The 12008-nt window shown below is 66.0% G+C and carries 8 protein-coding genes; 4 read left to right on the top strand and 4 right to left on the bottom strand.

What is annotated here, in order from left to right:
* Positions 1–46: 46 nt before the first annotated feature.
* Positions 47–718 (bottom strand): Crp/Fnr family transcriptional regulator, encoded by a 672-nt coding sequence (locus V4558_11670; protein MES2306162.1) that lies wholly within the window; start codon positions 716–718, stop codon positions 47–49.
* Between the two features lie 169 nt (positions 719–887).
* On the opposite strand from V4558_11670, the gene V4558_11665 reads away from it, so the two are divergent.
* The 4 genes from V4558_11665 to V4558_11650 all read left to right on the top strand — a co-directional run bounded on the left by V4558_11665 (position 888) and on the right by V4558_11650 (position 6173).
* Positions 888–1706 carry an AraC family transcriptional regulator gene (locus tag V4558_11665; GenBank protein MES2306161.1) on the top strand — a complete coding sequence of 273 codons (819 nt, stop codon included), beginning with the start codon at positions 888–890 and terminating at the stop codon, positions 1704–1706.
* Positions 1707–1738: 32 nt separating this feature from the next.
* Positions 1739–2254 (top strand): GNAT family N-acetyltransferase, encoded by a 516-nt coding sequence (locus V4558_11660; GenBank protein MES2306160.1) that lies wholly within the window; start codon positions 1739–1741, stop codon positions 2252–2254.
* A gap of 92 nt (positions 2255–2346) precedes the next feature.
* A complete protein-coding gene (locus V4558_11655; GenBank protein ID MES2306159.1) occupies positions 2347–4083 on the top strand; it encodes a M28 family peptidase in 1737 nt (578 codons plus the stop codon).
* Entirely contained in the window at positions 4071–6173 is a 2103-nt protein-coding gene (locus V4558_11650; GenBank protein MES2306158.1) for a HEAT repeat domain-containing protein, read from the top strand. The genes V4558_11655 and V4558_11650 overlap by 13 nt, the downstream gene beginning before the upstream one ends.
* On the opposite strand, the gene V4558_11645 is transcribed toward V4558_11650, so the two are convergent.
* The 3 genes from V4558_11645 to V4558_11635 all read right to left on the bottom strand — a co-directional run bounded on the left by V4558_11645 (position 6160) and on the right by V4558_11635 (position 11909).
* Positions 6160–6855: a response regulator transcription factor gene (locus V4558_11645; GenBank protein MES2306157.1), complete on the bottom strand. Its 696-nt coding sequence runs from the start codon at positions 6853–6855 to the stop codon at positions 6160–6162. The genes V4558_11650 and V4558_11645 overlap by 14 nt on opposite strands.
* The gene (locus V4558_11640; protein MES2306156.1) at positions 6852–8486 is read right to left on the bottom strand and encodes a HAMP domain-containing sensor histidine kinase; all 1635 of its coding nucleotides are present in this window, start codon (positions 8484–8486) and stop codon (positions 6852–6854) included. The genes V4558_11645 and V4558_11640 overlap by 4 nt, the downstream gene beginning before the upstream one ends.
* Positions 8487–8606: 120 nt before the next feature.
* Entirely contained in the window at positions 8607–11909 is a 3303-nt protein-coding gene (locus tag V4558_11635; protein MES2306155.1) for a TonB-dependent receptor, read from the bottom strand.
* Positions 11910–12008: the final 99 nt, after the last annotated feature.

Below are 12008 nucleotides of genomic sequence, written 5' to 3'. Positions count from 1 at the left end.
ACATCCTAATGTGAGGAGGCGCGGGGCAGGTGGAACGGTTGTTCCACTACTTCCCGGCAGCCATCGCCTGGAGCAGGTCGAGGTCCGCGACCTGATATCGCCCTTCCCCACGTGCGACGAGGACATCCCGCCGGACCATCGAACCCAGCTCACGTACAATGACCTCGCGCACGGTGCCAAGCTCTTCCGCCAGGTGCTGCTGCGACATCCCGAATGAGATGAGCCCGCCTGCCGCCACCCGATGCCGCGCCAGCAGCGCCGCGGCGAGGCGCACGCTCACACCGTTGAACGTCGCCTCCTCGAGGCGGTCGGCGAGGTGCCGCACCCGGGCTGCGACCCGCTCGAGCAGTCCCCACGCCATCGCGGGATCAAGACTCAGGGCACTGCGCATCGCATCGCGAGGGACGACGAGGCCGAGGGTCGGTTCGGCGGCAATCCCGGTGGCCACCATCGGACCATCGTCGAGCATCGGGATCTCGCCGAGCGCGCCGCCACCTCCTTCGGAGTGGATCATCTGTCGCCGTCCTCCACGCTCGCGGAGGACGCGCACGCGACCGCGCAGGATCAGGATCAGTCCAACGCCCCGATCGCCGCGTCGAAAGAGCACCTGGCGCGACTTCCATTCGCGCGAGATGGTTGCGGGCGCAAGGACGTCGAGGCCCGCCGGTGTTGCGGCGGCGAGAAGCGGGTGGGAGCGAAGGAGCGAAACGTCAACCACTGCAACCTCGGCTGATCGGGTGGCCAGGACGCCTCGGGCATCGAGCGCCGTTGGATCTTCTTGCGGTGTTATCCCGACTTGCTGGTACACCTGAAACCTGTCTCCGGTGCTGGCGTATCGAGAAGGGTTCAGGAATCTGCCACTGTCGTGTTTCCCAGGAGATCGCTCGATGGTGACCCTCTCGCCCTGCACCCAGGGCAGGCAATTGCGAAGCGTGCAGGTCGGCTCCTTCCTCCTGACCGAGGCATCGTACGGGCCAGGATACTGGCTTGCCCCGCATGAACACGCCCACGCATCGCTGGTGTTCCTCCTGCAGGGCACCTTTCGCGAGCGGGTCGGCCGCGTCGACACCGACCTCACCCCTCAATCCCTCTACGTCCGCCAGCGCGGCGTGCTTCACGGCAACTTCTTCGGGCAGGACGGTGCGCGATGCCTGTTCATCGACCCGGTGTGCGATGCCGCCGTCCCGGAGGGAATGTTCCGAAACGGTAAGGATTTCCGTCTCCTCCATGGCTTGGCCCTGCGACGACTCGGGCTGGCGATCACGGCAAAGACATGGCAGTGTGACGGCGCCGCCCGCCTCGTGCTCGAGGGACTCGTTCTCCAGCTCGTCGGCACCGCCGCGAGCGAGGAGAGTGTCGCGGGGCAGGGTATTGCACCGTGGCTCGTGCGGGCGCGCGACCACCTGCTTGCGGACCTGGTGAATCCTCCTTCGATCGCCGCCCTTGCGGCGGAGGCGGGCGTGCATCCGTCGCATGTCGCTCGGGCGTTTCGTCGCGCATTCGGCTGCTGCCCGGGCGAGTTGCTCCAGCGGGCACGAATCGAACAGGCCTGCCTGGCCATGCGCGATCGTCGGGCGTCACTCTCGCAGGTGGCCGCAGCGGGTGGTTATGCCGACCAGAGCCACTTCGGACGAGTCTTTCGCAAGGTGGTCGGTACCACCCCGGCTCGCTTCCGTTCGACCCTCGGGGGGCTCGAGTCTGCTTGACGCCGGTCTGCTCGCTGCCGTACGTTGCCGCGATGCCTGACACCTTGCCGGAAGGATACGTGCTTCGTCCGATCGCGGAAGGTGACGACCGCGACGTCGCGCGTCTGATTCGTACCGTGATGCCAGAATTCGGCGCCGACGGGCCAGGATACGCGATTCACGACGCCGAAGTCGATGCCATGACCGCGTCCTACGACCGGCCGCGTGCAGCGTACTTTGTGGTGACGCACCTCGGCCGCATCGTTGGTGGCGGTGGCGTGGCGCCGCTCGATGGCGGGTCCGCGGACACCTGCGAACTCCGCAAGATGTATTTCCTCCCCGAAGCCAGAGGGCTGGGCCTGGGCAAGGCGATGCTGCGGCGTTGCCTGCAGCGTGCCCGCGCCATCGGTTTCCAATGGTGTTACCTCGAGACGCTCGAGCGGATGGAAGCCGCGCGCCGGCTCTACGAGCAGGCGGGATTCGTTCGCCTCGACGGAGCGCTCGGCGCCACCGGTCACAACGCCTGCGATACCTTCTACACCCTCGACCTGACGCGTCCCCCCGCCTGAATCTCGGTGAAGGAAACTCGCGCGGCTCGTGCTTCGTACCGCACGCAACTCGCCGCTCGATTCGTTCGCCTTCCAACCCAGAGCACGCCCACATGCGTTCGTTCTCTCTCCTCTGGCTGTTGCCGCTGGCCACTGCAGCGGCCCAGGCTCCGCAGATGCCGTCGGCCGGGTCCCCGATTCCCCTTGGCGGTTTGTCGCGCACGCACCGTCCCGAACCCACGACCGCTGGCATCACCGTCGCCGATCTGATGACGCGCGCGTACATCATCGGCGATGACTCGATGCAAGGGCGCGAGACGGGCCTGATCGGTGGCGTGAAAGGCACGAATTACATCGCATCCGAGCTGAAGCGGCTCGGGCTCAAGCCGGCGGGAGAGAACAGCACTTTCTTTCAAACGGTGCCGTTCACGATGCATCGTCCTGATTCGTCGTCGGTGCTGCGGGTCGGCGAGCGGTCGTTCCAGGCATTGAGCGATTTTCTGCTGGTACCAAGGCTGGGATTGTCAGCGTTCATTGGTGGGCTCCCCTACGGCGGCTCCTTCGAAGGAACGGATGTTCCGACCGTCTGGGGTGGGCGCATCGGCGACAGCGGCTTGATCGACCCCGCGGCGGTGCGCGGCAAGGTCGTGGTCTTCGGACTCTCGCGAACTGCGTCGGTGACGTGGCAGTTCTGGCGGAGCGGTGAAAATCTGCAGCGATACTTTGGCGCCAGGGCCGTGATCGTGGATGTCGGCGCCGGCGCATTACCGGCGGCGGGTGGACTCCGCGCCGAGCTGTTGTTCTACAACGACCCGACATTGCGCGCGCTCCCCGTGCTGCTGGCCACATCAGCGATCTCCTCGGAACTCTTCGGCGGCGATGTCGCTGTCATCGAAACGGGTCGCATCGGCCGGCCGCTCAGCGGTCGTTTCGGATACCTCGATCGCCCGACCGAAGCACCGACCCGGAACGTGGTGGCCATCCTCCCGGGGAGTGATCCGCAACTCCGGAACGAGTACGTGGCGATTGGCGCCCACAGCGACCACGTCGGCTTCTTTCCGCAAGGCCCGGTGGACCACGATTCCATCAGGGTCTTCAATGCCGTGGCACGGCCGCGCGGCGCCGACGATCCGCAGCCACGGAACGTGACTGCGGCACAGTGGCAGCAGATCCATCAGATGCTCGATTCCATCCGGAAGCTCCGCCCGACACGACTCGACTCGATCATGAATGGCGCAGATGACGATGGCAGCGGCACTGTGCTCGCACTCGAGGTCGCCGAAGCCTACGCCCTGGCCAAGGTGAAGCCGAAGCGATCGCTGCTGTTCGTGTGGCACGCGGCGGAAGAGAAGGGACTGTACGGGGCCGAATTCTATGCCGACCACCCCACCGTGCCGCGCGATTCCATCGTCGCCCAGATCAACATGGATCAGATGGGACGGGGGGGACCAGAAGACGTCCCGCCTGGCGGGCCGAATTCACTGGTGGTGCTCGGCACGCGTCGCCTCTCCCGCGAACTCGGGGCCGTTGCCGACGAGGTGAACCAGCGACCCGACTACCGGTTCCGGTTTGACACGACGTTCGATGCGCCGCGCGATCCGAGTCAGGGGTGGTGCCGGAGCGATCACTATATGTACGCTCGCTACAGCATCCCTGTGCTCTTCTTCGTCTCGGCGGTATGGTATATCGACTACCATATGGTCAGCGATGAGCCCCAGTACCTGAACTACCCGAGAATGGCCAAGGTCGGCAGCTACATTCGGGATGTCGTCGGTGCGGTGGCCAACCTCGCGCATCGTCCCGCGCTGGATCATCCACGAATCGACCCGGAGGCCGTGTGCCAGCAATAGGACTTGCCGCTCGCCTGACCCTGACCACGGCGCTGCTGCTGCCGGTGCATTTGCACGCGCAGCAGCGCTCGTCGTCGACGAATCTCGACGCGCTCCAGCGGCTGCTGGTGGCCGAGGATGCGCGGGGCACAGGCGAGGCCGGGCTTGCTCCATTGCTGGAAGGAATCCGGAGCAGCGACTCGCTCCTCAGGCGCGTCGCCGTGCGCGGCATCGGGCGGCTGCAAAGGCCCGACCTGGCGCGGCTCCTGCTCCCCGCGCTGAATGATCCCTTGCCGAGCGTCAGGGCCGAGGCCGCGAATGCGATGGTGCAGGGGCTGAAGCGGGTCCGGCGGGGGGCTCCTGTTGTCGACACGCTGCAGCTGAGCACTCGAATAGCGTTCGACGCGATCGTCGCGGCGCTCGCCCGCGAGGCGACGCCGGCGGCAATCGATGCGCTGGCCGAGGCGCTCGGGCGGTTGCCGTTTGCCGACACGGTGGAGGTGCGCGCCGCAGAGAGTGCCATGCGGACCCGGTCGGGTGCGATCCTGTCGATCGGGATCGTGCATGGGATGTACTCGCTCGCCCTCGCGCAATCGCGGCGCGCGCCAGGGGGGCTCTCACCGGACGGCGTGCAGCTGTTGCGGCGCGCCAGCGTCTCGGCGGCACCGCCCGAGGTACGCCGCCTTGCTGTGCTGGCACTGGGGCTGATCGGCGGCCTCGACAGCAGCACGACGCGAGTCGCCCTGAAGGAAGGAGACGAGCAGGTGCGTCGACTCGCGCTCGCCGGAGCCGCTTCGCTGGCGCTGGGCGAGCGTACAGCGGCTGTGACGCATGCCCTCGCCGACCCGAGTCCGATTGTGCGTGTGGCGGCCGTCGGCGCATGGCGGGCACTTCAGGCGACCCCTGCCTGCAATCCCCTGATTGCCCTGGCTACGCGCGATGTCCACCCGTGGGTCCGGCTGATCGCCATCGACTCGCTCGGCGCGCCCTGCACAGACAGCGCTGCCGTCCGTGCGGCGCTCGCGGGGATCGTGGATCGCCCCGGTGCACCGGCCGATGCGCACGGCTGGCAAGCACCGGCGCGTGCGCTCGAAGCACTCGCACACATCGACGCCGCTGCCGCCCGGGCGCGGCTCGCACGCTACCTCGCCTCCCGGCGCTGGCAGGAGCGCGTCACGGCCGGGCATGCCGCGGCGACGATCGGCGATGATGCCGCGCTGTACCCGCTCGCGCACGATGGCGACCAGAATGTGCGAGAAGCCGCGGTGGCCGGACTCGCGGCGCTGAAGAAGCACGCTGCCGACACGGTCTATCTGGCGGCGCTTTCGTCGCCCGGATTCCAGGTGGTGCTCGCTGCGGCAACCGCGCTGTCCGGGACCACGGCTGAGCGTGCGCTGCCGACGCTGCTGGATGCCTTTGATCGCGTGAGTGCGGAGCGCAGCGAGAACGCGCGAGATCCGCGGGTCGCCATGCTCCGCCGGATCGGTGAACTCGGCAGCGCCAGTACCGTCGAACGGATGACGCCGTATCTGGCCGATTTCGATAGCACGATCGCCACGATGACCGCGACCTTGCTGACGCGGTGGTCGGGCAAGCCGGCGACGGCACGGCCGGCGCCGCTACCAATTCACCCGGAACCCCTCGCTCAGCTGTTCATGACGAAGGGCGTTCAGTTGCGGGTGACCCTGAATGCGGCCAGCGGAGGTGGCAGCTTCATCATCGCACTCTTTCCCGATGAGGCGCCCGCGACCGCCGCCAGGCTCATCCGGCTCGCCCGTGAGGGATTCTACGCCGGGGGCATCCTGCAGCGAGTCGAACCGAACTTCGTGGTGCAGGGCGGCGGCCCAGGAGCCACCGAGTACATCGGCGACAGCACCTTCATGCGCGATGAGCTGACAGGGCGGACGCAGGCGCGCGGCACCATCGGCATTTCGGCGCGAGGCCGCGACACTGGCGATGCCCAGCTCTATGTCAATGTGGTAGACAACCCGCTGCTCGATCACGAGTACACTGTGGCTGGCGTGATTGTCAGTGGCCGTGCAGTGTCGGAGCGAATCATGGATGGCGATGTGATCGCGAAGGTCGAGGTGCTCGGCTTCACGCCCCGCTGACGAGTCGATAGCCGGTCTTGCGAATGGTGAGGATATGCTCGGGTGCTGCGGGATCGCGTTCGAGCTTCCGCCGGAGTTCAAGAATGTGGACGTCAACCGTTCGCGACATCACATCCGCCTCGTAGCGCCAGACTTCATCGAGCAGCTCGGCGCGTGCCGCGGCCCGCCCTTCGCGCTTGAGCAGGGCGACCAGCAGGTCGAACTCCTTGGGGCGCAGTAACACGACATCGCCATCACGGGTCACCTCGCGGGTGCTGCTGTCGACAACCACCTCTCCAAAGGTCCACCGGTTCCGCAGCGCAACTGGCTCGCCCGGTGTCGCGCGCCGCAGCATCGCGGCGACGCGAGCCAGCAGTTCCGGCAGCGAAAACGGTTTGACGACGTAGTCGTCGGCCCCGAGTCGGAATCCGCGGACGCGATCGGTCTCGGCGCCGCGGGCAGAGAGGATCAGCACGGGGACCTCGCGCCCTTCCTCACGCAGCGTGCGCAGCACCGTGTATCCGTCCATCGCCGGCAGCATCAGGTCGAGGATCACCAGGTGGGGATCCCATCGCCTGGCCTGGCTCAGCCCGCGCTCGCCCGTTGCGGCGACCTCGACGACATAGCCCTCAACGGCCAGGTTCATCCGGATCCCTTCGGCGATCGCGGCGTTGTCTTCGACCACCAGCACCCGTCGTGTCATTCCGCTTCTCCGCTCTGAAGGGGCAGTCGAACCCGGAACCGGGCACCACGGCGGCCGTCCTCGACCAGGACACTGCCGCCGTGCAGTGCCACGAGCTGGTGGACGACCGCCAGCCCGATTCCTGTCCCGCCGTCTGCGCCAGGGCTGCCACGCTCGAACGGCTGCCAGATCCGCTCCCGATCCACCACCGGTACCCCAGGCCCTTCATCTTCGACGGTGAGGTCGAGGGCGGCGCCGTCGTGGGTCGCGTTGACGATGATGGCCTGACCGTCGGGGCCATATCGCACTGCATTGTCGAGCAGGTTGACGAGGATCCGCCGCACGGCGTCGCCGTCCACCGACGCGTGTGACGGCCCGGTGACCGTCACCGCCGGGGTGATGCTGTGCGCGCGGAAGAGCGGTCCGAACGAATGCACCGCATCCTCGACCAGTCGGGTGACGCGCTCGGAGCGACGCACCAGCGTCTCCGACGGCCGACCGACGCGCGAGAACGCCAGCACGTTCTCGACCATGTGCACAAGGCGCCTAGTCTCCCGGGTGATGGTCTCGAGGGCCGTACGGCGTTCTTCCGGCGTCCGCGCGCGCTCCATGAGGAGGGTCTCGGCGAAGAGCTGGATGTTGGTGAGCGGAGTGCGCAATTCGTGTGAGACGCTGGAGGTGAACTCCTCGCGCTGCCGCGAGAGCGCCACGGTGCGCCACGCCAGATACGCAGCGCCACCTACAAGCAGCAGGGCGATCGCGATTCCCGCGAGGACCCGTGGTCCGGGCTTCGGTGGGTATCCGCCAGGCATCAGCACCGGCACACCAGCGGGTTCGATCCAGAGGGTGACGTGCGCACCGACGCTGCCGAGGATCATCCGCTGCGCGTGCCACGGTGTCCCGGTGGCTGGGCCGTAGCGCATCAGCACGGTACCACCGTGCGTCGCGACTTCAGCTGACAGGGGCTGGGCAACGGTATCGCGCACCGACCCTGGATGAAGCGAATCCTCGAGATAGCGGAAACTCATCACGATGCGCTCGAGTGGCGGCATCAGGATTTTTTCACGGAAGTCGGGGAGGGGGACTTCCATCCCGACCCATTCGCCATCGACGTCCATTGGTTCGATGAAAACCAGCGAGGTGTCGGCGCCCCGGATCATCACTGCGCCGACAAAATTGCCGCTCCGCGGGATCGAATCCCGGAGCCTGAGTTCGAGCCGGTTGGTCAGGGCGCTGTCTACCGGAATGCCGGCGGAGAGGGAGCGCCAGTGTCCCGAGTCTCCCGCGAAGAAGAGGCGGGGCGCCACCGGAACCATCCCGGGGCCGAGTGCATCGCGGGCCGACCGGGCCGCAAGTGAATCGGCCGAGACAGCGGTGGCACCCGTGGCCGCGAAATCCTTGGCTGTCGCGAGCATGGTGCGCACAGCAAACCAGGTCTCACTCTGCGTGCTGTTGGCGTACGAAAGTCCGATGTAGCTGGAGTGGTCCATCAGCGTTTCGTCGGCGCTGGCCCGATGGTGGACCATCGTTGACCAGAGCGTCCAGCTTCCGAGACCTACCAGCAAGAGGACCGTGGCGAACGCCGCAGCAAGCAGGAGCTCGGCACGCGAGTACCGTTGCCGGGGCCGACGGGGTGTTGCCAGGGTCATCATGACCGAAAAGTAGCGCCGGTTTTCCCGGGTGAGGGGACGGCTGCACGACTTGACTACCCTCTGACACGCAAAACGGGCAGACCCGGAGGCCTGCCCGCCCTGTGTCAGTCCCGCGGAAGCCTAGAAGTTGACTTCCATGCCAAACCGAACCTGACGCCCCGGGAACGCGAAATTCGAGATATGGGTCGCGGGGGCCCGGAAGTTATCCGACGCACGCCGCTGCTCTGCCAGCGTATAGACGCCGTCGCCATTGCCGAAGCGCTGCTCGGACTTGCGGTAGTAATAGCACGTCGGCCCGGCAGAATTGCCGGAAGCATCTGCGTAGTTGCCGCAGGCTGCATTCGACGCTGGCAGGGCAATGTTTCCGCTCCGGCTCTCATAGGCACCGTTCGCCGAGGCAAAATCCGCGAAGGCGGTCGAGTCGGCCGACCAGGCACGCGCGCGCGAAGTGGCGCTGACGGCGCTACCCGTCGCCGTGAAGACCTGCGCAATGTTCTGGATGTTGAACAGGTTGCGCGCGTCACCATAGGCGGTGAAATCGAGCTTCCCGACCGAGAAGCCCTTGGTGACCCGGAGATTGAACTCCTTGTAGGCCGGAAGCCTGGCGGCGTTGAAGTCGCCCGCAAGCTCCTTGGCGCAAGGAGCGCCCGAGAGCACGTTGATCGAGCCTTCGTCCTCGGTCGAGCAGCGGGTGTACGGCGTTCCCGATGCGTACCGGAAGGTCGTGAAGAGGCCGACCTTCTTCATGATGCTGCCGACCACGGTCCCGCTCTTGTAATCGGGCGGGAACGTGAAGGCCGCCTGTCCCGCGATGTTATGCGGGCGCGAGGTGCCGAGCGGCTGGGCCGCCTGGGGCGGCGGGGTGTTCGAGCCGCCGAGGCCCGAGATGATCCGTGACCCGAAGTTGATGAACGAGAACGGATTCGAGCCGGTGTTCTTGGCATCCTGGAAGGAGTAGCTCAGCACGCCGTTGAAGATGTTGCCGAAGCGGCGATCGAGACGCAGATCCAGACCACGGGTATTGCCGAAGTCCTGGTTGACCTGCAGCCGGATGTCGTTGCGCGCGTCTCCGATCGGATCCGTCAGCGGAATCAGTCGACCCGCAGCATTGGCCAGGTTGTCCTTGTTGTACACGGTGACGTCGAGCACCATGTCATCGCTGAAGGCGTGACGGACGCCGAACTCGAAGATGATCGACTTGCCGAAGTCGAGATCGGTGCCGTAGTTGTTGTTCGTGTTGGTGATGGACAGGTCGGTGTTCGACCCGAACAACACGACGGAGAAGTCCGGCTGCTGGACCTGCTGGGCATAGGACAGCCGGAAGTTGGTACGATCCGTGACCGGGAAGGCCACCTGGATGTGCGGCGAGAAATAGTCGTGCTTCTTGTACTCCTCGAGGTAGTTGTCGAGGTTGTCCGGCGTGAATCCCGGCGCCGACGAGATGCGCGGGAAGTCCTTCCACTTGCTGGCGCCGACCTTGAAGTAGTCATAGCGCAGGCCGCCGACGAGCACGACATCGCCGAGATCGAGGCGGTCCTCGGCAAACACGTTATAGCGTGTCGGGTGGGCGAGCCAGATGTCCGAGAAGGCCTGACCGTTGGCCGCGACACTGTAGGTACTGGTCGTGTACTTCGTGTATTCGCCGCCGAACTTGAGCCGGTTGTACCGGTCGAGCTGCCAGTCGAGGTTCGCCTTCCCAAGGAGACGGTTCTCGCTCGCCGTGTTGAGGGTCGCGGCCACGTTACCGCCGCCGCCAGCCAGGGCACCGACGCCATCGGGAAGCACCACGGCGCCGCCGACATTGCCGTATACCGGGTTGCCGCCGTACTGGGACACATTGGCACGGTCGAGGATCGTGATCGGGGTGTTGCTCTGGTTCAGGCGGTAGTTGCGCACGAGTTCGTCAGTGACCGCGAACTGCTTGAAGCCATACAGGAAGTCGTACCCCTTCAGCTGCCAGCCGTTGAACGGGTCACGACTCGACTCTTCCGAGGCCGCCGTGAGTGGCGACGCGATCGAGCGGTCCCACTGGTAGGAGAGGTAGGCATCCAGCGCGATCGCCCGCGATGAATTCTTGCGAAGCGTCTGGGTCCAGTTCAGCGTCGCGACATTGTTGCGCACCTGCGTGCCGAGAGTCAGGTCGGCGCCGCGCTGGCCGCGGGTCTGGCTGTTGTTGGTCAGGAACGACAGCGCCAGGCGCGAACCCTGACCGAACGAATAGTTGAGCTTGCTCGTGAGCTGCAGGTTCGTCGTTGGCGCGAACGGATTCTGGTTGCCGTGACAGCTGTAGCCGTAGTTGTTGCGCATGTCCGCGTCGGCGGCGTTGGCCACCAGGGCATTGTCGCACTCACCCCGGAACATTGCGTACTTGTAGACGGAGACCATCGTGGTATCCGACGCCGGATCGTTGCGGGTCCGCGCGACCGAGTAGCTGGTGTCTACCCCGGCACGGACGAAGCCCGGTACTTCCCAACCCTTGTAGCCCTGCGTCGCGGTCGTCTGGCCTTCCAGCGTCCCACCGACAAAGAACGTCAGGTCCTTCAGGACGGGCCCGCCGAGGGAGGCCTGCAAGCGGTTGAAGCCGTTGGAATACCGCTGTCCGGAAAACTGGTCGGTCTCATAGCCCAGATTGCCGGAGAAGCGCGATCCGCCGCTTCGGGTGGTGATCGCGATGACACCGCCCTGCGCATTCCCGAATTCCGCAGAGGAGGCGCCGGTCGTGACGGAGGCGTCCTCGAAGGCGTTGGTGCTCACACTGATGGTGGCGTCGGGGGCCGTGTTGCCCGGTGCGGTCGCGCCGAGTCCTCGACCTGAACCGGTGCCGCGATTGCCGCGAGCGACTGGCACACCGTCGATGAAGGTACTGTTCTCGTCGCTCCGGCCACCTCGAACGGACAGGGTTCCGCCGCCCGGCGCCGCGGAAACACCCGGCTGGAGGGCGAGGACGCCGTTGACGCGGTCGACCGGAAGCTTGTCAGTGAAGGAGCCGTCGACGAGCTGCTTCGAGGTCACCTGGTCTCGCGGGACCAGCGCGTTACTCGCGGCGATGACCTGAATTTCCTGCACGGCCACCGGCGTCTGCTCGAGCGCTACGTCTTGCGTAATGGTCTGACCGGACAGGATCTTGACGCCAGTGATCTCCTTGGGCTTGAAGCCGACGTAGGACACCCGCACCGAGACATCGCCGGCGGGCACGTTGTTGAAGAAGTAGTATCCCTGTGGATTGGCCGTGGCCGAGGCCGAACTGCCGACGATCAGGACACGCGCATTCGCGACCGGTTGGCCGCTCTGGTCGCGAATACGTCCCTCCAGCTTGCCGGTGGATTGGGCCGAGAGTGCCGCAGTAAAGCTTACGGCACACGTCGCCAGACACACCGCGCGCCGAAGCGCGTGTGCGAAGGGGGTCCTACCAGGCTGTTGCATGATGGAGTTCTCCGTTGGAGAGCACCGTGAGTGACATCGCGCGACGCGCGTGCCATCTCAGGTGTACTGGAGAATCCGCAGCGATCGATCGCGATGATA

It is taken from the genome of Gemmatimonadota bacterium (assembly GCA_040388535.1).
GTDB lineage: Bacteria > Gemmatimonadota > Gemmatimonadetes > Gemmatimonadales > GWC2-71-9 > Palsa-1233.
The sequence above is the reverse complement of the archived record's forward strand: the minus strand, read 5'-3'. Positions and strand labels throughout refer to the sequence as shown.

What these genes read in the sequence shown, in the direction of transcription:
- V4558_11645 (MES2306157.1), bottom strand. Translation starts at nt 6,855, where the DNA reads ATGACACGACGGGTGCTGGTGGTCGAAGACAACGCCGCGATCGCCGAA.
- V4558_11640 (MES2306156.1), bottom strand. Translation starts at nt 8,486, where the DNA reads ATGATGACCCTGGCAACACCCCGTCGGCCCCGGCAACGGTACTCGCGT.
- V4558_11660 (MES2306160.1), top strand. Translation starts at nt 1,739, where the DNA reads ATGCCTGACACCTTGCCGGAAGGATACGTGCTTCGTCCGATCGCGGAA.
- V4558_11635 (MES2306155.1), bottom strand. Translation starts at nt 11,909, where the DNA reads ATGCAACAGCCTGGTAGGACCCCCTTCGCACACGCGCTTCGGCGCGCG.
- V4558_11665 (MES2306161.1), top strand. Translation starts at nt 888, where the DNA reads ATGGTGACCCTCTCGCCCTGCACCCAGGGCAGGCAATTGCGAAGCGTG.
- V4558_11655 (MES2306159.1), top strand. Translation starts at nt 2,347, where the DNA reads ATGCGTTCGTTCTCTCTCCTCTGGCTGTTGCCGCTGGCCACTGCAGCG.